Raw genomic sequence first — 21,094 nt, 5'->3', positions numbered from 1 at the left:
CGCTTCCGATCAGCGGAAGATCGGGAGTATGAGATGCGATTGGGTGCTGTCGGATACCGTTAGCCCGACGACCTTGCTACGGTCTTGTTCAATGCGCAAGCGGCCGCGGACTTCGCCTGCCGCACGTGAGCCATAAATGGCAAAGGAGAAGGGAAGCTCGCCGTTTTCGACGGGCTGGCTCCATTGGATCTCGTCGAACGGTGGAAAGGCTATCGGTCCACCGAGACGCTCCCTGACCCAGACATCGTCGCGGAGGATCAAGTAAACCTCATCAATGCCGTCGTTCATGGCATTTCCGGCGCCGGCGGCGAAAGCCGCGAATAATCCGCCCAGCGTGCCGATGGCGCGTTCGGCGAGCGGAATCCCATATCGCCAGATGGAAATCCCCACGACGAGCAGGGACAACAGCAGCAGCTTGACGACGGTGGTCCGCCATCGGCGACGTCCTCTGGTCGCACGCCTGCTCGGAACTGAATATTCGGCACCCATCGCGGTCTCCCTCCCCCTTAGCCCAGGCATGGTTTCGCGCCGGACGCCTCTCGAGTGCGAGGTCCGACGCTTGAACCGCAGTTCCGGGCGAGCATTAACCGCCCCAGTCGAAAAAGGGAGCTGTCGCCTGGGAAAAGCCCGGCTTGTCAGCCCGACGGGGCATGGTCTATCCTGCCCGTTTCGCCGAGCGGCGGCTTATTGATGGCTGCGCGGCAAGTGAGCCCGAATGTCTTGATCGCCGGCACGCTGGCCGGGCTCGCGTTGGTCGCCCTGGTTCATTGGCAGCGCAGGGGTGAATAAGTAGCACAGAGGAACGCATACCGACATGATCGCCAAGGAAATCAAGCCAGGACAGCTCGTGGTCTACCAGAACGACCCCTGCTTGGTGAAATCGCTGAATGTGCAAAGCCCCTCGGCGCGCGGTGCGGCAACCCTCTACAAGTTCCGCACGTGGAACCTGCGGACGAAGCAAAAGGTCGATATCACGCTCAAAGGGGGCGAGTCGCTCGACGTGGCCGATTTCGCGCGGCGGCCGGTCAAGTACATGTACGCCGATGCCACGCACCGCCACTTCCTCGACCAGCAGGATTACAACCAATATTCGTTGCCGGTCGAAGACGTGGCCGAGGAAGCACAGTTTCTGACCGAAGAGCTCGAAGGCGTGATGGCGTTGATCTACAACGACGAATGCATCGGCGTCGAAGTGCCGCAGACCGTCGTCCTCAAGGTCACCCAGTGCGATCCCGGCGTCAAAGGCAATTCGGCCACGGGACGCACCAAGCCCGCAACGCTCGAAACAGGGCTCGTCGTGAACGTGCCCGAGTATCTCGGCGAGGGGGAACTCATCAAGATCGACACGCGGACCGCCGAGTTCCTGTCGCGGGCCTAGGCGTACATTCGGGCCCGACCACCGGCGAGCGCCATGCGGGTGCTATTTCTTCTTGGCACGCGCCGGCGCCTTCTTGCTGGCCAGTTTTTTGGCCATCTTCTTGCTGGCCGTGGCCTTGGTCTTCGAGGGGGCCGACTTCCCCTTGCCGAAAATGCCATCCCAGCCATCGGCGAACTTCTTGGTCGAACCGGTATGCAGCACGGTCACGGAGCGATTCTCCTACACGCAGATGGAATCTTGCTCGCCACAGCGCGAGCGAATCCTTCCAGCTAAGCGTGGAACTCGCGCGCGGTCAAGCACCTTGCGGGGGAAGACGCATCGCCGTTAGCTCGGCTGCACGCGTTCGAATCGTTCGTCGGGAAGCGCGATAGTCGTAATGCGAATGCCGAACTTCTCGCCGACCTTGACGGCCTCGCCCTGCGCCACGCGTTGGTTGCCAACGTAAAGATCGAGCGGTTCGTCGCACAACTTGTCGAATTGAATAATCGCGCCCACGCCCAATTCCAGGATGCGCCCGACCGCCTGGCGCTTGCTGGCCAGGTTGACCATCACCGGCACGTCGATTTTCAGCAGACTGCGGGCATACGGCGGCAGATCTTCTACCGCGACGTTTTGCGAAGTCTCCCTGCGCCGGCGACCCGCGGCCGGCGATCGGTCCTCGGCACGATCGGCCACCGGGGCCACCTCGATGGCCTCGCCGCGCTGACGCGTGATGCCGATCGCGCCGTAGACCGTCTCGACGCGCGTCACGGGCCAAACGAAGCGTAGCGTGCCCGCGACACCGTCGGCCCTGGTCAGCGTGAACGGGACGAGCGAGGCTTCGTGCTCGATCGACGCCCGCTCCAGAGTATCGTTCAAAGATTCGACATAGGCCGCCGCCACTTCCGAGGGCTCGCACTCGGGCGGAAACAACAGCCCGCTGAGATCGCGGGCCAGGCTTTGCAGTCGCTCGCTACCTTTGGCATCGAGCGCGGCGACCCACTCGGGCAACAGTCCCGACGACGCCGGCAGGAGGGCCACGGCCGCCATGTTCTGATGGCAAAAGAGCAACACCAGGCCGGGCCCCGCCAAATCGTTGCTGGCGGCCTCCGTGGCCAATTTGCTCGGTTCGCTGGCCGCCAAAGTGACCAGGCCCCCCAGGAGCGGTTCGAGGCACGAGGCGATCTCCGCGGTGTGAGCCTCGCTCGCCGCGATGATTTGCCCTGCGCTGATCGTGCTAAGATCTGGCATTGCCGCTCGTTCGTCGGTTCGATCCTGGCCCAGCCCGATAGAATGCAGTGTAGTGTCGTCTGGGAATAACCTTCGGACGCGCACCGGGGCCCTCGTGGAGACGGCGCGTAGTCTTCCCTATTATCAGCCAGGTGGGCCCGCAATCTTTACCCAGATTGTGTTGTTGCTGCGTGCTGCTATTGCAGGCGATAGCAATGCTCGGTGAATATTTTTCGTTTCCAGGTCAATAGTTACGCCAACCGATAGGCAGCGACGTGGGGTGCCGTCTCCCTGCCGCCCAGCCACCGTGCCGCTATACTGCTCTTGTAAAAGCACGGCGAGGGCGCGAAGTGGGGAAACTGGTCTTCCGCAAGCTCGTTCAACGTTCCAATTGGGAGCAAACCCGCGCATGAGCACTTCGTTGCCCGTGATCGACCCGGTCCGCCTCGAGCTGGCCCCCTTTCGCTCGCTCGACAATGCCACCCTGGCCGAGCGCATCAATCGCGTGCGTGCCGAGATGGGGCCACGCCTGTTGATTCTGGGGCATCACTACCAACAGGATGAGGTCATCGCCCTTTCCGACCTGCGAGGCGATAGCTATCAGCTCAGCCAGATGGCGGCGGCCAACAGCGAGTGCCGTGCGATCGTCTTTTGCGGCGTCCACTTCATGGCCGAGACGGCCGACATCCTGGCCAATCGTCCGGCCAAGCTCCAGGAGCGCCACGGCGAGCGCGTGACGGTGGTGCTGCCCGACATGGCCGCCGGCTGCTCGATGGCCGACATGGCCGCCATCGAAGAGGTCGAGACCTGCTGGCAAGAGTTGGGCGAGGTGGTCGATACCGCGGACATTACCCCGGTCACGTACATCAATTCGGCCGCCAGCCTGAAGGCCTTCTGTGGCCGCCACGGCGGCATTGTCTGCACGTCGAGCAACGCGCGGGCCGTGCTCGATTGGGCCTTTCAGCGGACGCGCCGCGTGCTGTTCTTTCCCGATCAGCACTTGGGACGCAACACGGCCCGCGCGATGGGCATTCCGCTCGAGCAGATGCCCGTTTGGAACCCGCGGCAGGAACTCGGGGGCAACACCGAAGACGTGCTGCGCGAGAGTCGCGTCTTACTCTGGCGTGGGCATTGCAGCGTCCACCAGATGTTTCAGCCGCAGCACGTCGACGCGTTTCGCGCGAAATACCCCGAGATCAAGATCCTCGTGCATCCCGAATGCACGATGGAAGTGGTCGATCGGGCTGACGTGATCGGCTCGACCGGCAAGATCATTCGCGAAGTCGAGCACGCCGCGCCGGGCACGCGTTGGGCCATCGGCACCGAGCTGCACCTGGTGAACCGCCTCAAGCAGGAGCACTCGGAGCAGCACATCGACTTCCTGTCGCCGGTCGTGTGCATGTGCGCCACGATGTACCGCATCGATCTCGCGCACCTCTGCTGGTCGCTCGAAAATCTGGCGGCCGGCCATCCCGTGAACGTGATCGAGGTCGACCCCGATGTGGCCAAGTGGTCGCTCGTGGCACTTGAGCGCATGCTCGAAGTGCGCTAACGTCGCGCAGCTCGCAGACGGACGCCGCCCGATCGCGGCGGCAGATTACTTGGTGTCGTGGTCGCGGCACCAGGCGATGATCTCGGGCGTGGCCTTCGGCAGGCTTCCCTTGGCGGCCTTGGCAGGTGCGGCGGCCGGCACGGGAGCGGGCGCCTCTTCCACGGCCGTTTCGGCTACCGGCTCTTCGACTGGTGCAGGTTCTGGTTCCGGCGCGGGAGCAGGCTTGGCCGGTGCCGCGGGGGCTGCCGTGGCAACCGCCTTGCCGCGAGCGGCTGCCAGGATATCCGCCGTGCTGAGCTTGCCTTTCGGAGCGGTTGCAGCCGCGGGCTTCGGCGCAGCGGCCGGTGCTTCTGCCTTGACGGCCTCGGCCTTGGGAGCGGCTGCCTTGCCTCGCGCGGCGGCGAGAATGTCGGCCGTGCTCTGCTTGGCAGCGCCCCCGGAGCGTGCCATCTCGGCCACCGAAGGCTTCTTGGCCCCAACCGGAGCGTGAGCGGCAGAACCGGCCGACTTGGCCGGGGCGGCGGGCTTGGTCTCACGAGCGGGCTTTTCCTCGGCGACCTTCGGCAACGGCTTGTCGACCACCTTCAGAAAATCGAGCCCAATGTCGAACCAGCCGATGTTGTTGTCCCCCCCGTCGAACTGCACCAGGGCACGGCCACTCATGTTGACCGTCTTCACCTGCCCCGTGCGGTCGCGAAAACGCGCCAATTCCGGGCGTGTCGCATCGACGACGACGTACTTGTCGGTGTACTGCTGCTTGAGCTGCTCGATCTGCTCGAAGACCATCGTCCACATCGCTCCCGAAACCGGCCGAAACACTGACCTGGCCACCACTTGCGGGGGCCGGCAAACGTGAAGCCGGCATTTTGCTCGATTGAGCCTGCGAAATCAAGGCGGGCAAAGGCTTTGGCCGCCCCTTCGAGCCAGTTTGACTGGTAACGCGTAAAAACGGATAGTTGCCTTTGTGGCGCCTGCTTGCTCGCCTTGCATCTCGAGCAACTCTACTGCCTGTCCTGGAGTTACGGATGTCCGCCGGAGAAAGTGACCCACTGCAGGCCGTAAAGTCGCAAGAGAAAAAGCCGCACGAGACCCTGGCCGAGACGGCCTTCCAAACGGATCCCGCGACCCCCCAACATCCCTCGCCACGTCGCGAGTCGCCGCAGTCGCTGATCGGCCAGAAGCTCGGCAAATACGAAATCCGCTCCATCGTCGGACAGGGGGGCATGGGGGTCGTCTATCGAGCGCACGATCCGATGATCGAGCGCGACGTCGCCGTCAAGCTTCTGGCCGAGCATCTGACGACCGACGAAACGGCTACGCAGCGATTCATGGCCGAGGCCCGCGCCGCCGGCAAGCTCAGCCACCCGAACGTGACAGCGGTCTACGAGATCTGTCACGACGCCCCGCGCTATTACATCGTCATGGAGTTGCTCGAGGGGGGAAGCCTCGACACCGAGATCGAGCAGAGCGGTGCGCGATCCGTCCTGAACGCCACGCGGGCCATCATCGACGCTTGCCAGGGGGTCGCCGCCGCTCATGCCGCGGGGGTGATCCATCGCGACATCAAGCCGGCAAACTTCATGCGGGCCGCCGACGGTACGATCAAGGTCACCGATTTCGGCCTGGCCAAGTCGCTGGCCAATACGTCGCGCCACATCACGCAGACCGGTTCGGTGCTCGGCACGCCCTACTTCATGAGCCCCGAGCAGTGCATGGGCAAGCCGCTCGACCCGCGGACCGATATCTACTCGCTCGGCGCCTCGTATTACTGCCTGCTCACCGGCAAACAACCGTACGAAGAGACCGACAGCGTCCCGCAGCTCATGTTCAGCCACTGTCATGGGCCGATCCCCAATCCCTGCGATCACGATTCCACGATCCCCCAGGCGTGCGCGCGGATCGTGGCCCGCGCGATGGCCAAATCGCCGGACGATCGCTACCAGTCGGTGGCCGAGATGATCGCCGACTTGCAGGCCCTCTACGCGACGCTGTCTGGTCAGGCGCAGATGGTGCTACCGAGCGAATCGGGGCCGAACGCGGCGCTAGTCACCACGATGACGGCCACAGCCCCTCACTTGGCAAACGTGACGCCTGTTTCCACACAGCCGGCGGCGGCAACGCGCTCGCGCCGCGCGATGATCTTTGCCAGCGTGGGCATCCTACTCGCCCTGCTCGTTGGTGGAGGATTCATTCTGTGGCAGATGGGGATGGAAGCGAGCAACGCCGCCGCTGACGCCGCGGCCCTGACGGAGGAGCCCATCAAGGTCGGCATCATCCATTCGATGACCGGGACGCTAGCCACCAGCGCCACGGCGGTGGTCGACACAACACTCATGGCCATCGACGAAGTAAACGCCCGCGGAGGCCTGCTCGGCCGTCCGATTCAACCGATCGTCGTCGATGGCGGTTCCGATTGGGGACGATTCGCGTCCGAAACAGAGAGGCTCATCACACAGGAAAAAGTCGTCGCCATCTTCGGCTGCTGGACATCGGCTAGTCGTAAAGCGGTCAAGCCGATCGTCGAGGAGCACGACCATCTGCTCCTCTACCCGCTGCAGTACGAAGGGCTCGAGACGTCGCCGAACATCGTCTACTTGGGCGCCGCGCCGAATCAGCAGATCCTGCCCGCGCTCGATTGGGCTGTAGAAAAGCTCGGCCAGCGGAAGTTTTTCATCGTCGGCTCCGACTATCTGTTTCCCCGGGCTGCGACCGAGGTCATCAAAGATCACTTGAAGATGCTGGGGGCCGAGGTCGTCGGCGCCGAATTCCTGCCGCTGGGCAGCCCCCATACGGAGCCCCTCGTCGAGGCGATCCGCGCGGCGCAGCCCGACATGATCTTGAACCTGATTAACGGCGATTCCAACATCGCGTTCTTCCGCGAGCTGCGCGAAGCGGGAATCACGTCCGAGCAGATTCCCACGCTATCGTTCAGTCTCGACGAGCAAGGCATGCGCAGCCTGACGACGCCGGAGATCGCCGGCGACTATGCCGCCTGGACCTACTTCGATTCGCTCGACACGCCCGACAACAAGTCGTTTGTCGAGCGGTTTCACCGTCGTTTTCCGCAGCGGGCCATCACCGATGCCATGGAATCGGCCTATGCGAGCGTGCTTCTTTGGGCCGCAGCAGTCGAGGATGCACAAAGCCTTGATCCCAAGCGTGTCCGCCGCACCATGTTGACGGTGCGAGTGATGACGCCGGCGGGCGAATTACGTCTCGATCCCGATACGCAACACACCTACAAGACCCCCCTCGTCGGCCAGATTCAACCCGACGGCGAATGTTCGATCGTGTGGAGCGGCGCTGCGCCGCTCGCGCCGAATCCCTTTCCCGAATCGCGACGCTCGGTCGAATGGAAGGCCTTTCTGCAAGATCTCTACAACGGCTGGAACAAAAGTTGGGGGGCGCCGGCCATGGCGCCCGGCGCGCGCAGCGCGAGCCCTTGATGCCCTCGATGAGTTTGCGGCAGCAGCCAGGCGAAATACTCCCGCGGAATGCGTGTCGGCTACTCGCCTGCGCCAACCCTCTGCCGTTACACTTTCCAGTCTGGTCTCTCGTTTTTCTACCGGAACATTCGCCGCCATCGAGGAGCTGTCATGTCCGCCACGTTCAAGTACCGCCGTCTCGATAAATCGGATGCCGCCGTGTTGCTGGTCGACCATCAGTCGGGCCTGTGCAACATTGTGGGTGATTTCTCGCCCGACGATTTCAAGAACAACGTTTTGGCGCTGGCGGACCTAGCCAAGTATTTCCAACTGCCCACGATTCTCACGACGAGCTTCGAAAGCGGTCCAAATGGACCGCTCGTCCCCGAACTGAAAGCTCTCTTCCCCGACGTCCCCTACATCGCGCGCCCCGGCAACATCAACGCCTGGGACAACGAAGACTTCGTCCGCGCCGTGAAGGCAACGGGCAAGAAGCAATTGATCCTCGCGGGGGTCGTCACCGAGGTCTGCGTCGCGTTTCCGGCTCTCTCGGCGATCGAAGAGGGATACGAGGTCTTCGTCGTCACCGACGCCTCGGGCACGTTCAATCTCACGACCCGCAACGCCGCCTGGGCCCGCATGCAGGCCGCCGGCTGCCAACTCATGAGTTGGTTTGGCGTCGCGTGCGAATTGCATCGCGATTGGCGCAACGACATCGAGGGGCTCGCGAACCTCTTCTCGAATCACCTGCCGGCGTATCGCAACCTGATCACCAGTTACAATGCCCACGCCAAAAGCTGAGCGCCGGCCCGATCGGTTGGCAACGCCGTCGCTCGGATCGACAACCAAGGTGAAGCATGCGTCCTTCTCAGCTCAAGTTGATCGTGATCTTCTGTCTGCTCGTGCTCGCAATCCAGTTCACGCGCGGCATGGCGCAACAGCCGCTCCTCTCGTGGAACGAGAGCCCGCGCAAGCAGGCGATACTCGACTTCGTGGCGCGCGTGACGCGCGAAGGGGGGCCGGACTACGTCGCGCCGTCGGATCGTATTGCCACCTTCGATAACGACGGCACCCTCTGGTCGGAGATGCCGATCTACTTCCAATTCGAGTTCGCTCTTTACCGCGTTCGCGGATTGGCGCCGCAGCATCCCGAATGGAAGACACAGGAACCCTTCAAGTCGGCGCTCGAGGGAAACGTCAAGGGCATGCTCGCCGGCGGCGAAAAAGGGCTCACGGCCATGATGATGGCCACCCACACCGGTATGACGACCGACGACTTTCGCCAGATCGTCGAAGCGTGGCTGGCCACGGCGCGGCATCCGCGCTTCGATCGACCCTATACCGAGCTCGTCTTTCAGCCGATGCTCGAGCTGCTCGAATTCCTGCGCGCAAGCGGCTTCAAGACGTTCATCGTCTCCGGAGGCGGCATCGACTTCATGCGCCCCTGGACGGGGCGCGTCTACGGTATTCCGCCCGAACACGTCGTCGGCAGCACGGCCAAGGTCGAATTCCGCTTGCAGAACGACGTGCCCCAGTTGTTTCGCCTGCCGGCGATCAACTTTATCGACGATGGCCCCGGCAAGCCTGTCGGCATTCATCAGCACATCGGGCATCGTCCGATCGCGGCCTTCGGCAATTCGGACGGCGACTATGAGATGCTCCGCTGGACCACCGCGGGCGCGGGACCGCGCTTCGGCCTGATCGTGCATCACACCGATGCCGAGCGCGAATGGGCCTACGACCGCGATTCAGCGATCGGTCGCTTGAAGCGCGCCCTCGACGAGGCCCCCGAGCGCGGCTGGCACGTCGTCGACATGAAGCAGGACTGGCGGGTCATCTACCCCTGGGAAAAACCCACATCCGCCCAGAGCGTTCCGTAGTGCCGTCTGCGCGCGTTACCGCACGGTCATCCGCATCACGCGCGACGAGGCGGTCGCTGCCGCTGGCTTCGTCGATGGCCTCTTCACGCCAGTCGTGCTTGCCACCCCTGTTGACGCGGCGGGCTCGGACTTGGCGATCGCGTCGCCACAGGGCAGCTTTGTCGCGCAAGGTGGCGGAGCGTGTGGCCGATCGCACGGTCCGCAAATGCAATTCGCCACCGGTCCGTAGCACAAGTCAGGAAATGGCTTGCAGCAGTAGTTGTCGGGGCAGCAGAGCGGCTGCCAGCAGACCTTCGGCAACGGCTTCGAGCAATAGCAATCGGGACAACAGAGCGTCTGCCACTTTACGCAAGGAAAGGGTTTCGGACAGTAGCTATCCGGGCAGCAGCATTGCTCGCTCGGCAGGTAGCAAGTCTGGCAACACGACGTCGCAGGCCTCGCGCCATCGACGCCGAACGACGTTCGTGGCCCCAGCAGCGTCAGCAGGACGGCCATTATCAGGGTCGCGCGACACAGGGTGTCTTGTTGCGAGCAACGGGGCATCAGGCGGTCCATTTCCACGATTCGGCACCCTTCGGTCGGGCGATAAGCGATCGGCTACCGGGAATCCAGGCCGGCAACTGCATCATCGGCGCGATCCCTCTAGCCGCTACAAATAGGCCGCGGCAGACCTACTTCCTTGCCACGGCCCAGTCCGGCTGTAGGGGTTGTGCCGGCTGTAGCGGAGCACATTGCCGATTCGATATCTTGACGGGCTGCTTCCCGCGGTCGAAGACCTTCGACTAACCGTATTTCTCGCGCAGACGTCGCGCCGCTTCCACTTCGTTCTTGAGCTTGCGATAGACCTCGTCGATGCTCACCACGGCCGCCGAGCCTGGTGCGAAGCCGCAGTCGGGATTGAGCGTGATCCGCTCCGGCGCGACGTGCTGGAGCGCCATCTCGACACGGCCGAAGATCGCATCGGCTGAATCGACCTGTCCCGGCTCGCAGCTCATGCAACCCAGGCCGATTTCCAGATCCTCGCGCAACTGCCGAAAGACCGCCATGTCGCCGGCGCCCGGGGCGGTGAACTCCATCGTCAGGTGATGCACATTGAGCCGGTTAAGCTGTGCGATGATCGGGTCGTAGCCACCGCGGAACTGCGCCTCGCCCCGCACGCGAGCCCCGGCGCGGCGGCAGAGATGCACCGCCAGCCGCACGCCCGAGACGCCGTCGACCAACTGGTTGACCATCTCCACGTCGAAGTCGGCCGCGCGGTCGGCGTCGTCGTATTGCTTGCGCACGCTGTCATCGACAAAGAGGCACAAGTGCGGGTCGTCGATCTGCACGATCGAGACCCCCTCGTCGCGCAGCAGTTCCAGCTCGCGCCGCAGGATCGGCACGCAATCGCGGACGAACGCCTCGCGCGTGGGATAGGCCTTCGCGCTGCGCTCGGAGTCCCACATCCGCTCGCCCAAGAGCGCCGGCGAGGGGAGCGTGGCCTTAATCTCCCGCTTGGTGAGCTGCTTGACGAGCTTGACCTCCTGAGCGATGAAACCGGGCTGTTTGGGCGATAAACGATCGACGACGATCGTCCAGGGACGGCCATCGGCCGGATTGCGCCCCAACTCGAAGCCGTGTGCCAACTCGGCAATCACGCCGATGTAGCTCTTGCGCCACCATTCGCCGTCCGTCAGCACGTCGAGTCCCGCGCACTCCTGCAGGGCGACGACGCTTTCGACCGCGGCCCGCATCAAGCGCGGATACTCTTCGGTCGAGGTGGCCGCCTCGTCGTTGATCAGATCCTTCACATAGTCCGGCCGCGGCATCGAACCGACGACCGAAGTGGGAAACAGTAGCTTGCTGCTCATCGTTCCGCTTTCTTGAAGACGCGCTCGTCGCGCCTGCTATTTCCAGTTTCGCCGGGCGTAGTCGAAATCCTGCTGCGTATCGATCTCGATATACTCGCCCGGCGTGTCGACGTGCGCGAAACGCTCGCCGGCCTCGACCATCTCTTGCAGAAGCTGGATCAAGTAGGCTTTCTCGAACAAGGCCGCCTCGCGATACGGTTTGCCGGCAAACTGCGCGCGGGCCCGATGGTACGCCTCGCGCAAGCGAGCCGCTCCGGCGGCGGTCACCTTCATCACGCCGATGTACTCGCCGTGCGCTTCCTCGGAAGGTATGGCCCGATGGACGCGCGTCACCGCGCCGTTCTTCACCGTGACTTTCTCGGCGTCGTCGGGCGGATGCTCCGTGCGATCGGTGTAGCGTGCCGACCAATCGGTGTCGACCACCAGCGAAAGATCGTCGCGGCTGGCCAGCACACGCTCGATGACGCGCGGCGTGTAGAGAATGTCGGAATACGAACAAATGAATCCCTCCGCCATGAGGTCCTCGGCCGTAAAGAGCGAGGCGAGGATGTTGTTCTTCTCCCACTCGCGGTTGTGGCGGAACTCGAGTTCCGGATAAGCCGCCTTCACCTTCTCGATCTGGTAGCCGCCGATGAAGGCGATCCGCTCGAGGCCGTTCTGGCGAAAGGCCTCGAGCGCCCAATCGAGGATCCGCTTGCCTCCCACCTCGGCAAAACATTTCGGGGCGTCGGCCGTGGTGGGCATGAGCCGGGCTCCGCGGCCCGCTCCGATGATGATCGCCTGCATGGGGTTCGTCTTTGCCTCGTCGTTACGTGAAAGAGCGGCACGTCTGTCGCGCGCCGCTGAAATCGAACTGCGTCTTCACGCGGCTTCTCGTTCTGGCGCCGCGTTCCACAAGATGGCCGCCAGGCAGGCGGCGAGCAAGGCCCAACCGGCCCAAACATAGATCGCCGTCTGCCAGCCATCTTTCATATCGGTGAAATACCCCGTGATGACATCACCGGCGCTCGCTCCCATGTAGCCCAGAAAGTTGACGAATCCCGCGGCGGCGGCGGGCGTGCCGCGCTTCGCGAGATCGGCCGGCGCCGTCCCGACCAGCAACACCTGGGGACCAAAGATACAAAACCCGATCAGCATCAACAGAAAAACGGTCGCCGGCACGCTGATCTGCGAGACGTATTCGTAGGCGATCGTGAGCGCCGCAAGGAGCACGAGCAACCCCACCATCACCGGCGCACGTCGCCCGCCGAAGAAACGGTCGGTGGCCCAACCGGTAAGATACGAGCCCGCCGCCGCGCCGATCGCCAGCACGACGTACTGCAGCGCCGCCTTGCTGATCTCCGCCCCCTGCACCTTGGTGAGATGGGCCACGCCCCAATCGATGAAGCCGTACCGGCAGGCATTCAGCAGTCCAAGCGTGAAGCCAAGCAGCCACAACGCCGGATTGGTGAAAGTGAGCATGACCGTCTGCCAACCAACTGAGCGAGCCTCGATCACGCGGCTGGTCGCACGGTGGGCGCCCGCTTCGGGAGCATCGCGCAAAGCAACGAGCATGAACATCCCAACCGCTGCCAGCATTGCAGCGGGGATGAAGACGGCCCCGCGCCAGCCGAAGTAGGAGACCGACATGCCCGCCACGAAATAGGTCAGCCCCAGCGTGATCTGGTAGCCCGTCCCCACGATGCCCAGCGCCCGGCCGCGCGCCGAAACCGGCACCCAATTGCCGATCACGCGCACTGACGGAGGCCAGCCGAGGGACTGGCAATAGCCGTTCATCGCCCAAAGGAAGAGCAGAAAGTAAAAGCCCGTGCTGAAGCCGAAGCACACGTTCAGTGCGGCCGAGCCGAACATGCCGATCGCCAGCAGCTTGCGCGGCGAGATGAACTCGGCAATCTGTCCGTTGAGCAACTGCCCCACGCCGTAGGTGATCTTGAGCGACGCCAGGATCCAGCCCACCTGCTCGCCAGTAAGTCCCAGTCCGCCATCGAGGACTGGCAACTTCATCGCCTCGGCCGCGACTCCCAGATTCGTGCGGCAAAAGTAGAACGCGCCATAGACGAGCCAGATTGTCCAGACAATCGATTGCTCAGAGGCCTGGCGCACGTCAGCGTCTTTAGCACGCAGCGCATCCGACGTGCCGATCGAACCGACGGTAGATTTGGATTCAACACTCACGCGACGCGGCGGTAGAGAAAACAGGTGGCAAGGCAAGCAACTCAAGACCCCACGACGATAACGATTCGAGTCGGCAATTGCGACTGGAATCGTTCACTGGCGGGGGTCTTATTCACCCCTACGCTGCCAATGAACCCAGGGCGACCAACGGGAGCCCGGCCAGCATGCCAGTGATCAAGACATTCGGGCTCACTTACCGCCGCAACCATCAATAAGTCGTGTGCAGACGCTAGGGGACAATTGTGGGCTTGCGGTGATGATACTCCTCCAGCAGGCGATCCACTTCTGCGTCGCCGAGCAGCTTTCTGACGTGGGGATGATCCCACCCTTCTTCCAGAATCCGCGTTCTCGCATAGTCGCGTTCGATCTCGCGAACGAACCCGTTTCCCCAGCGATAAAAGGAGGCCGCGCCGCCGATTGCGAGCGAGAGGACGGTGAACACTATCAAGAGGCGGCGGAGCGTAAACTGTGGGAGGTGCCCTTCCATACCGGCATTCTATCACGCTGCCGGCCGCAGCAGCGATTCAAACAGCTCGTGAAAGCTCCAAACGCGCCCGGCCAATGCCGGCCTGCACACAAAACAAGCACACTACCCGCTCGCCAGCCCGCCGCAATTCGCCTGATTGCATGCTCGCCGTTAGACTGACGCCGCACCATACCGAGCAACAACCTCCTTCCGCGCCTCCGCGTGAGGAATTCTTCTTCATTGACTCGAGGAAACCATGCCACGTCTGATCGAAAAGCCGACACGCATCGAAGCCGCTGGCCAGCCACCGAAGCAGATCGAAGAGTACATCGGCCGCGTCAATTCGTCGCACGAAGTGACAAGCGTGGCGAAGATGATCTCCCCCGGCGGCTGGCAGGAGCCGGGCCAAACGCCCGAGTTTCTCGAAATCTCGGTCGTGTTGCGCGGCTTGTTGCGGGTGGAACATAAAGGGGGCACGCTCGACGTGCGTGCCGGCCAAGCCGTCGTCACCGAGCCGGGCGAGTGGATCCGCTACAGCACGCCCGACGCTGGAGGCGCCGAGTATATCGCCGTCTGCTTTCCCGCCTTCTCTCCGACTACCGTTCACCGTGACGACGCGCCGTAACTCCGGTTCGCCGCCCCGTTACGCCCCAGAAAAGACGCCGCGGAGAATCCTGTTGACAATCTACTAACGAATTAGTAGATCTGGGGACGAAGTCAAAAGACAGGCTCGTTCGCAGGAATAAACTCATGGCACGGCCGCAATCTCCCCATCCAACTCCCGCGGAACTGGAGTTATTAAAACTCCTCTGGGAGCATGGTCCCGCCACCGGCCGCGAGCTGCACGAGCGGCTCACCGCCAGTGGCCGCGAGCGGGCGTACACCTCGGTCATGACGTTGCTCAACATCCTGGTAGACAAGGGCGCAGTCACGCGCGAGCGGCAGGGCAAGTCGCACCGCTACGCCGCCAAATCGGCCCAGCAGAACGTGCGCCGCCGCGTTTTGCGCGACGTCTGGGATCGCCTGTTCGAAGGCTCAGCTGAAGAACTCGTCACGCACCTGCTCGAGGCGACTTCACCCGACGCCAAGGAAATCGAATCGATTCGCGAAGCCATCGAAAACTATCGCCGCAAGCAAAAGGGGTCGAAATGAACGAGCTCAACTATCTCAGTCTCTGGCTCTGGCACAGCCTTTGGAGCGGTTTCCTCGTTTGGGCGGTGCTGATTCTCGTCATGTGGGCCATCGCGCCACGACAACCCGAGACGCGCCATCGCCTGCTCATCGGGGCACTTGCCTGCTGGTTCCTGTTGATCGTCGCAGCCGTGAGTTTTCCGACAGCGGGCGTTTCTGACTACGAGATAGAACGTGCTGTCTGCGACACGAAGATGTTTCTCGCGCAATTCAAGACGACGCCATCTCCCACGCCCAACCGAGCCGCGGATGGTTCACCGTCGAGCCAGGCGGATCCGTACCGCTGGGACCTCTCTATGGTCGCGCGAGCGTCGGGAGCCAGACCCCCATCGCTGCGGAAGAGTCCATTCGAGATCTACTGAGCCAGGTACTCAGAAACCCGATGGTCTCGGTCGCCACCGACTTTGCCGAAATCAAAGATGAAAGCGAACGCTCGGGCTATCGCCTCGTCGGCTTCGATCGTGAGAAAGTCGACAACGCGGGCTACACGGCCAATGAACTGAAGCGATTGCAAGATACGGTGCGCCAGTTGCAAGGCTCGATTAATGCCATACGTAACGAACTGAATCGCGAGCCGGCCGCCACAGCACCATCGCCACCCCTGGACGACGAACTCACACCAGCGCAAACCGAACCGCCGGCCCCGGCCGAATCTGATGAAATACTACTTCTTGACCCCGAAGCCGCCGCTGGCGAAACCCAGCCTGCGCAGCCCCCTGCTGAAGCAGAACTAACCGACATGGAAGAAATCGAAGAACATTTATTGGCTTGCTATCGACGTCGGCGGATGCTTGAACAGCAAATACAATCGGTCAAGACCGCGACCGAAACCGCGAAGCAAGAGTGGGAAGCCGCGAAGGAGACCGCGAAGAAGGATACAAAGGAAGGGTGGAGGAACCTCGGTCCAGCAGCGAGCAAGTACAACGAGTTGCTCCATGCTCAGAGTCTCCTCGAGCAGGAACAGGCAAAGGGGGACTCCGCGATCGAGCAGTTGGAGGCGAAGTTGTAGGAGTTAGAGAGCGTGAAGGAATCGTCGTTGCTTCCGGGATTGCAAGAGGAGCCGAAAGTTCCCGTGCATCGGAGCTCACAAGAATCGTACTCTCCAACGAACAACATTCCCGATCCTAAGGACCTCCAGGGTGCGAGCTAAGCCCGCTTCGTCCTCGCTAGTTTGCGGCTCCTCTCCTCGAGAGTTTGCCTGCTGGAATGCCTCCGACTATCATCGGAGTCGCAAGCATTCCCGCCTCTAGGCGCTCGTGCCCCCCTGCCCTGCAAGCATTCTGGAGCCCCACCTGCCATGTCGCCGTTTGAGTCGCCGTCTCGTCGCTCGTTTCTCAAGGCCACCGGCATCGCTGCCACGGCGGTCGCCTGGACCGCCAAGAGCTATGGCCAGATCGTTGGGGCAAACGATCGCATCCGCGTCGGCTTCATCGGCGCCGGGGGCATGGGGGGCGGACACCTGAGCGCGATCAAGTCGCTCAAAGAATCGAATAACCTCGAGCCGGTCGCCGTGGCCGACTGTTGGAAGACGCGAGCCGAGGCGGGCGCCGCTAAGGTCGAGGCCCCAAAGTCGTTCGACGACTATCGCCAGGTGCTCGACATCAAGGAGATCGACTACGTCACGATCGCCACGCCCGAACATTGGCATTCGACGATGACGATCGACGCCATGGAGGCCGGCAAGGCGGTCTATTGCGAAAAGCCGATGACGCACAGCATTCCCGAGGCGCAGGCAGTCATGCGCAAGCAGCAGGAGACGAAGCGTCCCTTGCAGGTAGGAGTGCAGGCCATGTCGGACGACAGCTATCGCACGGCGGCCGAAGCGATCGCCTCGGGCGAGCTGGGCCAGGTCGTGCAGGCGCAGATCGAATACGTCCGCCGCTACGATTCGCAGGGCCCCTGGCGCCAGCCCGATCTCAACGCAAAGATGGAGAAGCCCGCCGACCTGAACTGGGAGGCCTGGCTCGGTAAGGCGCCGAAGGTCGACTGGAACCCGCATCACTACTTCGAGTGGCGCAACTACGGCGTCTACTCCGGCGGCATCGCCACCGACCTCTTCATTCACCGCATCACGCGGATCATGAAGGCCTGCAACCTGCTCTACCCGCGCCGCGTGGTGGGCATGGGGGGCATCTACCAGTGGAACGACGGCCGCGACCTGCCCGACAACTTTGAGATGATCTGCGAGTACCCGCGCGGTATGACGGTCTACGTGCTGGGCACGATGAGCAACCGCGTGCCGATCGATCACCTGATTCGCGGTTACCGCGCCACGCTCTTCTTCACCCCCGGGGGCTGGGTCATCCGCGACAAGGACGATCGCGTGCTGGCCGAGCACAAGAAGACCGGCGGCGAGGACATCCACCTGCACCACACGAACCTGCACAACCACCTGCGCTTGGGCGAACCCTTGAATTGCCCGCCGGAGTTAGGCCTGGCCGGCGTTGTGGCGGTGAACATGGCCAACGAATCGTGGCGCACCAACCAGATGATGGGCTGGGACGCCAAGCACGAAAAGATGGTTCCGGCAAGCACCCTCGACCTGACGCACACGCCGGAAGCCGTGTCGTAAGTTGGACACAAAGTGGCAATCGTGTAGTACTGCTGGCTCGCCCCGCAGTGGGCACTTCGAGGACGACGGCATCGCGGGATTTCCACAGCGATGCCCGGCAGCGCCCGCCGCACGTAAAGTTTTCATAAAGTTCACCTCGTGCAGCTTGACCCGAACGCTGCGCGCTGCGGATATTGGTCACCACACGATATTCGTCGAGCACCAACGACTGCCATTCTTGCGAGGAAATCATGCACCGCATGTTGTTGAATCTTTGCCGCCCGCTTCTCGTCGCCCTGGTTCTGACGCTGCTCGCCACGTTGGCCACGCAAGCCGCCGATAAGGACGCCAAGCCCGAGAAGGTAAAAAAAGTCCTCTACCTCGGCATCGACGGTTGTCGTTTCGACTCGATCGGCGCGGCAAAGACGCCGAATCTCGACAAGCTGATGGAGAACGGCTGCTATACCGGGCAGTGCCTCATCCTCGGCGATCGCTACAAAAAGAACGACACCATCAGCGGCCCGGGCTGGTCGACGATTCTCACCGGCGTCTGGGCCGACAAGCACGGGGTACACGACAACGAGTTCAAGGGCAAGAACTACACCGAGTACCCCCACTTCTTCGCCCGGCTCAAGGAAGTCCAGCCCGACGCCTACACGGTGAGCATCGTCGACTGGATTCCGATCCAGCAGCACATCGTCAGCTCGGCCGACGTCGGCGCCGTGCTGCCGCCAATCGACGGCGACTACGTCAAAACTGACGAAGCCGGCTCGAAGGCCGCGGTCAAGATTCTGGCCGAGCGCGATCCCACGGTCCTCTTCTACTACATCGGCCAGGTCGACGAGTCGGGCCATAAGCACGGCTTCCATCCCACGGTGCCCGAGTACATCTCGGCCATCGAAACCGCCGACAAACACGTGGGCGAAGTCCTCACAGCCGTGCAGAACCGCCAGACGTATGCCGACGAGGACTGGCTCGTGGTCGTCACCAGCGATCATGGCGGCAAAGGCACCGGACATGGCGGCGGACACAACGAGCCCGATATTCTCAACAGCTTTCTCATCGTCAGCGGCGACGACGCCCAGCGCGGCCAGATCGAAGAAAGCGTCCACCTGGTCGACGCCGTTGCCACGGTGCTCGCGCACCTGGGTGTGAAGCCGAAGGAAGAATGGAAGCTCGACGGTCACCCGGTGGGACTCAAGTAGGTCACGCACCCCGTGCGTGACGCACGCGCCAACTTTGATCCGCGGAAAAACAACGCGCGTTAACGCGCCTTCTTGAGAGTCGGCGTGCCGTCGGCAAAGTCCTCGGCGCGCGCCTCGCTGCGCAGTCGGTCCAGCTCGGCCTTCAGTTCATCGCGCATCTGGGCATACGCGGGGTCGTCGTAGACGCTCTGCCGCTCACCGGGATCCTTGTCCAGGTCGAACAGTTCCCACTCGCCAATGTCGTAATAGTGGATCAGCTTGTGGTGGGGCGTGCGCACGCCGTAATGGCGCGCCACCATGTGGACCGCCGGATATTCGTAGTAGTGGTAGTAGATCGACTGTCGCCAGTCGTCAGGCGATCGACCTGCCCACAGCGGCAGCAAGCTGCGTCCCTGCATGTCGGCGGGAATCGGCGCCTCGGCCACGTCGAGAAACGTCTCGGCGAAGTCGAGATTCTGCACCAGGTGCATGTCTTCGCTGCCCGGCTTGATCCGCTTCGGCCACCGCACGATGAAGGGCATGCGCAACGAGGTGTCATACATCCAGCGCTTGTCGTACCAGCCGTTATCCCCGAGATAGAAGCCCTGATCCGAGGCATAAATCACGATCGTGTTCTCGGCCAGCCCGTCGCGGTCGAGATAATCGAGCACGCGGCCGATGTTGTCGTCGACCGAGGCGATGCAGCGCAGGTAATCCTTGATATAACGCTGGTACTTCCAGCGGACGAGATCCTCTCCCTCGAGTTTGGCTCGGCGAAAGGCGGCGTTGCGCGGTTCATAGGCCTGGTTCCAAGCCGCCAGTTGCTCGGGCGTGAGATTGCCCGGCGGCTTGAGCTTGAGATCGCGCTCCGTGAGATGCCGCGCAATGGTCATCTCCTGCTTCTGCGCGGCGCTCGTGCGACCGGCGTTGTCATCGAAGAGCGTCGCCGGCTCGGGAATTTCCTCGTCTTCGTACAGAGCGAAGTGTTTCGGATCGGGCTCCCATTCGCGGTGGGGCGCCTTGTGCTGATACATCAGCAGAAACGGTTTCGACCGATCGCGCCCGTCGAGCCAGGCAAGCGACTTGTCGGTGATGATGTCCGTGACGTAGCCGGTATGGGTCTCGGGTCCGTCGGCGGTCTTGAACGCGGGATTGTAGTAGGTCCCCTGTCCGCCGCCGCCGGTGAGCACGCACCAATCGTCGAAGCCCGTGGGATCGCTCTTCAAGTGCCACTTGCCGATGATCGCGGTCTGATAGCCCGCCTGCTGCATGAGCTTGGGCATCGTCTGTTGCGAACCGTCGAAGACCGAACGATTGTCGAGAAAGCCGTTCAAGTGGCTGTGCTTGCCGGTGAGGATCACGGCCCGGCTGGGGCCGCAGATCGAATTCGTGCAGAAGCAGTGGCGAAAGATCATCCCCTCGCGCGCCAGGCGGTCGATATTCGGCGTCTGGTTGATCTTCGAGCCATAGGCGCTGATGGCATGCGCCGCGTGGTCATCCGTAAAGATGAACAGGATATTCGGCCGCTCCTCGGCGCCGCGAACAACCAGGCCGACGAAACCAATCGCCACCAAGAACACCAACTTGCCAAGCATGCGCCGCATCGGGCAGACCTTTTTTCAAAGGAACAAGCCCTTCTCGCACTTCGCGCCTTCGCGGTAAGAAAAGAAATGCTTACCGCGAAGGCGCGAAGTGCGCAAAGGATTTCAGAGAGCTCGCCATTCTGTCGCGTTTGCCGGTTGAATCTTCTACTCGGCGAGTCGGCGGTAGCGGCCGCGGTAGTAGACGAGCGGTTCGCCTTCGAGCTCGACGTTACCAGCCACAATCTCGCCGATGAAGATATCGTGATCCCCGCCAGCCACGATTTCAACCACGCGGCAATCGACGAACGAGAGACATCCGTCCAATACCGGGGCACCAGTCACGGCTTCGTGCCAGGCGAGATCCGAGAAGTCCTTCGGCCCAGACGTCGAAAAGCGGCGTGAAAGATCCTCTTGCTGGATGGTGAGGATATTCATGGCAAAACAGCGTCCCGCCAGCAAGATCGCATGACTGTGCGCCTTGCGGTCGACCGAGACGAGCACCAGCGGCGGATTGAGCGAAAGGGACGCCACGGCATTGGCCGTCAGGCCGGAAAGCTCATCGCCGGCCCGCGTGGTGACCACCGTTACTCCCGTGGCAAAGCAACCCATGATGTGCCGCTGCAAAGTCGAATCGAACGCCACGCGGGTCT

At 62.6% G+C, this 21,094-nt stretch carries 21 protein-coding genes; 11 read left to right on the top strand and 10 right to left on the bottom strand.

Annotated features, from left to right (window positions below; all coding sequences use genetic code 11):
- Positions 1 to 9: 9 nt before the first annotated feature.
- Positions 10 to 489 carry a hypothetical protein gene (locus KF708_01670; GenBank protein ID MBX3411396.1) on the bottom strand — a complete coding sequence of 160 codons (480 nt, stop codon included), beginning with the start codon at positions 487 to 489 and terminating at the stop codon, positions 10 to 12.
- Between the two features lie 325 nt (positions 490 to 814).
- On the opposite strand from KF708_01670, the gene KF708_01665 reads away from it, so the two are divergent.
- On the top strand, positions 815 to 1,378 hold the full coding sequence (locus tag KF708_01665; protein ID MBX3411395.1) for an elongation factor P: 564 nt from the start codon (positions 815 to 817) through the stop codon (positions 1,376 to 1,378).
- Positions 1,379 to 1,420: 42 nt separating this feature from the next.
- On the opposite strand, the gene KF708_01660 is transcribed toward KF708_01665, so the two are convergent.
- The gene (locus tag KF708_01660; protein MBX3411394.1) at positions 1,421 to 1,585 is read right to left on the bottom strand and encodes a hypothetical protein; all 165 of its coding nucleotides are present in this window, start codon (positions 1,583 to 1,585) and stop codon (positions 1,421 to 1,423) included.
- A gap of 117 nt (positions 1,586 to 1,702) precedes the next feature.
- On the bottom strand, positions 1,703 to 2,608 hold the full coding sequence (locus tag KF708_01655; GenBank protein MBX3411393.1) for a FliM/FliN family flagellar motor switch protein: 906 nt from the start codon (positions 2,606 to 2,608) through the stop codon (positions 1,703 to 1,705).
- Between the two features lie 388 nt (positions 2,609 to 2,996).
- Here KF708_01655 and nadA point away from each other — a divergent pair, with 388 nt between their 5' ends.
- Positions 2,997 to 4,139 carry a quinolinate synthase NadA gene (gene nadA, locus KF708_01650; protein ID MBX3411392.1) on the top strand — a complete coding sequence of 381 codons (1,143 nt, stop codon included), beginning with the start codon at positions 2,997 to 2,999 and terminating at the stop codon, positions 4,137 to 4,139.
- A 45-nt stretch (positions 4,140 to 4,184) separates the two neighbouring features.
- Here the strand turns inward: nadA and KF708_01645 are convergent, their stop codons facing one another.
- Positions 4,185 to 4,934, bottom strand: coding sequence for a hypothetical protein (locus KF708_01645; protein MBX3411391.1), 750 nt, complete (start codon positions 4,932 to 4,934; stop codon positions 4,185 to 4,187).
- 230 nt (positions 4,935 to 5,164) lie between these two features.
- Here KF708_01645 and KF708_01640 point away from each other — a divergent pair, with 230 nt between their 5' ends.
- From KF708_01640 to KF708_01630, 3 genes are all read left to right on the top strand, one after another.
- On the top strand, positions 5,165 to 7,585 hold the full coding sequence (locus tag KF708_01640) for a transporter substrate-binding protein (protein ID MBX3411390.1): 2,421 nt from the start codon (positions 5,165 to 5,167) through the stop codon (positions 7,583 to 7,585).
- A 150-nt stretch (positions 7,586 to 7,735) separates the two neighbouring features.
- On the top strand, positions 7,736 to 8,365 hold the full coding sequence (locus KF708_01635) for a hydrolase (protein MBX3411389.1): 630 nt from the start codon (positions 7,736 to 7,738) through the stop codon (positions 8,363 to 8,365).
- A gap of 56 nt (positions 8,366 to 8,421) precedes the next feature.
- A complete protein-coding gene (locus KF708_01630) occupies positions 8,422 to 9,444 on the top strand; it encodes a haloacid dehalogenase-like hydrolase (GenBank protein MBX3411388.1) in 1,023 nt (340 codons plus the stop codon).
- A gap of 782 nt (positions 9,445 to 10,226) precedes the next feature.
- On the opposite strand, the gene KF708_01625 is transcribed toward KF708_01630, so the two are convergent.
- The 4 genes from KF708_01625 to KF708_01610 form a co-directional block, all read right to left on the bottom strand.
- Positions 10,227 to 11,294: a cobalamin-independent methionine synthase II family protein gene (locus tag KF708_01625; GenBank protein MBX3411387.1), complete on the bottom strand. Its 1,068-nt coding sequence runs from the start codon at positions 11,292 to 11,294 to the stop codon at positions 10,227 to 10,229.
- Between the two features lie 36 nt (positions 11,295 to 11,330).
- A complete protein-coding gene (locus KF708_01620; GenBank protein MBX3411386.1) occupies positions 11,331 to 12,080 on the bottom strand; it encodes a phosphocholine cytidylyltransferase family protein in 750 nt (249 codons plus the stop codon).
- 75 nt (positions 12,081 to 12,155) lie between these two features.
- The gene (locus KF708_01615) at positions 12,156 to 13,397 is read right to left on the bottom strand and encodes an MFS transporter (GenBank protein ID MBX3411385.1); all 1,242 of its coding nucleotides are present in this window, start codon (positions 13,395 to 13,397) and stop codon (positions 12,156 to 12,158) included.
- Between the two features lie 301 nt (positions 13,398 to 13,698).
- On the bottom strand, positions 13,699 to 13,956 hold the full coding sequence (locus KF708_01610; GenBank protein MBX3411384.1) for a hypothetical protein: 258 nt from the start codon (positions 13,954 to 13,956) through the stop codon (positions 13,699 to 13,701).
- Positions 13,957 to 14,191: 235 nt separating this feature from the next.
- Between KF708_01610 and KF708_01605 the strand changes: the two genes are divergently transcribed.
- The 6 genes from KF708_01605 to KF708_01580 all read left to right on the top strand — a co-directional run bounded on the left by KF708_01605 (position 14,192) and on the right by KF708_01580 (position 18,882).
- Positions 14,192 to 14,560, top strand: a complete 369-nt coding sequence (locus tag KF708_01605) for an AraC family ligand binding domain-containing protein (protein ID MBX3411383.1) — start codon at positions 14,192 to 14,194, stop codon at positions 14,558 to 14,560.
- A gap of 125 nt (positions 14,561 to 14,685) precedes the next feature.
- Positions 14,686 to 15,087 carry a BlaI/MecI/CopY family transcriptional regulator gene (locus KF708_01600; protein ID MBX3411382.1) on the top strand — a complete coding sequence of 134 codons (402 nt, stop codon included), beginning with the start codon at positions 14,686 to 14,688 and terminating at the stop codon, positions 15,085 to 15,087.
- Positions 15,084 to 15,488, top strand: a complete 405-nt coding sequence (locus tag KF708_01595; GenBank protein ID MBX3411381.1) for a hypothetical protein — start codon at positions 15,084 to 15,086, stop codon at positions 15,486 to 15,488. Before KF708_01600 ends, KF708_01595 begins: the two co-directional genes overlap by 4 nt.
- Positions 15,489 to 15,508: 20 nt before the next feature.
- A complete protein-coding gene (locus KF708_01590; protein MBX3411380.1) occupies positions 15,509 to 16,135 on the top strand; it encodes a hypothetical protein in 627 nt (208 codons plus the stop codon).
- 288 nt (positions 16,136 to 16,423) lie between these two features.
- The gene (locus KF708_01585; protein MBX3411379.1) at positions 16,424 to 17,698 is read left to right on the top strand and encodes a Gfo/Idh/MocA family oxidoreductase; all 1,275 of its coding nucleotides are present in this window, start codon (positions 16,424 to 16,426) and stop codon (positions 17,696 to 17,698) included.
- Between the two features lie 239 nt (positions 17,699 to 17,937).
- Entirely contained in the window at positions 17,938 to 18,882 is a 945-nt protein-coding gene (locus tag KF708_01580; protein MBX3411378.1) for an alkaline phosphatase family protein, read from the top strand.
- Positions 18,883 to 18,941: 59 nt separating this feature from the next.
- On the opposite strand, the gene KF708_01575 is transcribed toward KF708_01580, so the two are convergent.
- Positions 18,942 to 20,465, bottom strand: coding sequence for a sulfatase (locus tag KF708_01575; GenBank protein ID MBX3411377.1), 1,524 nt, complete (start codon positions 20,463 to 20,465; stop codon positions 18,942 to 18,944).
- Positions 20,466 to 20,609: 144 nt separating this feature from the next.
- Positions 20,610 to 21,086, bottom strand: coding sequence for a flavin reductase (locus tag KF708_01570; protein MBX3411376.1), 477 nt, complete (start codon positions 21,084 to 21,086; stop codon positions 20,610 to 20,612).
- Positions 21,087 to 21,094 lie beyond the last annotated feature (8 nt).

This window comes from Pirellulales bacterium (assembly GCA_019636335.1).
GTDB lineage: Bacteria > Planctomycetota > Planctomycetia > Pirellulales > JAEUIK01 > JAHBXR01.
Note: the sequence above shows the minus strand (reverse complement) of the source record. Positions and strands in the feature narration are given on the sequence as shown.

Bases quoted from the DNA above. Each gene is read 5' to 3' on its own strand.
- KF708_01670 (MBX3411396.1), bottom strand. From the start codon at position 489: ATGGGTGCCGAATATTCAGTTCCGAGCAGGCGTGCGACCAGAGGACGT.
- KF708_01665 (MBX3411395.1), top strand. From the start codon at position 815: ATGATCGCCAAGGAAATCAAGCCAGGACAGCTCGTGGTCTACCAGAAC.
- KF708_01655 (MBX3411393.1), bottom strand. From the start codon at position 2,608: ATGCCAGATCTTAGCACGATCAGCGCAGGGCAAATCATCGCGGCGAGC.
- nadA (MBX3411392.1), top strand. From the start codon at position 2,997: ATGAGCACTTCGTTGCCCGTGATCGACCCGGTCCGCCTCGAGCTGGCC.
- KF708_01645 (MBX3411391.1), bottom strand. From the start codon at position 4,934: ATGTGGACGATGGTCTTCGAGCAGATCGAGCAGCTCAAGCAGCAGTAC.
- KF708_01640 (MBX3411390.1), top strand. From the start codon at position 5,165: ATGTCCGCCGGAGAAAGTGACCCACTGCAGGCCGTAAAGTCGCAAGAG.
- KF708_01635 (MBX3411389.1), top strand. From the start codon at position 7,736: ATGTCCGCCACGTTCAAGTACCGCCGTCTCGATAAATCGGATGCCGCC.
- KF708_01630 (MBX3411388.1), top strand. From the start codon at position 8,422: ATGCGTCCTTCTCAGCTCAAGTTGATCGTGATCTTCTGTCTGCTCGTG.
- KF708_01625 (MBX3411387.1), bottom strand. From the start codon at position 11,294: ATGAGCAGCAAGCTACTGTTTCCCACTTCGGTCGTCGGTTCGATGCCG.
- KF708_01620 (MBX3411386.1), bottom strand. From the start codon at position 12,080: ATGCAGGCGATCATCATCGGAGCGGGCCGCGGAGCCCGGCTCATGCCC.
- KF708_01610 (MBX3411384.1), bottom strand. From the start codon at position 13,956: ATGGAAGGGCACCTCCCACAGTTTACGCTCCGCCGCCTCTTGATAGTG.
- KF708_01605 (MBX3411383.1), top strand. From the start codon at position 14,192: ATGCCACGTCTGATCGAAAAGCCGACACGCATCGAAGCCGCTGGCCAG.
- KF708_01600 (MBX3411382.1), top strand. From the start codon at position 14,686: ATGGCACGGCCGCAATCTCCCCATCCAACTCCCGCGGAACTGGAGTTA.
- KF708_01595 (MBX3411381.1), top strand. From the start codon at position 15,084: ATGAACGAGCTCAACTATCTCAGTCTCTGGCTCTGGCACAGCCTTTGG.
- KF708_01590 (MBX3411380.1), top strand. From the start codon at position 15,509: ATGGTCTCGGTCGCCACCGACTTTGCCGAAATCAAAGATGAAAGCGAA.
- KF708_01585 (MBX3411379.1), top strand. From the start codon at position 16,424: ATGTCGCCGTTTGAGTCGCCGTCTCGTCGCTCGTTTCTCAAGGCCACC.
- KF708_01580 (MBX3411378.1), top strand. From the start codon at position 17,938: ATGTTGTTGAATCTTTGCCGCCCGCTTCTCGTCGCCCTGGTTCTGACG.
- KF708_01575 (MBX3411377.1), bottom strand. From the start codon at position 20,465: ATGCGGCGCATGCTTGGCAAGTTGGTGTTCTTGGTGGCGATTGGTTTC.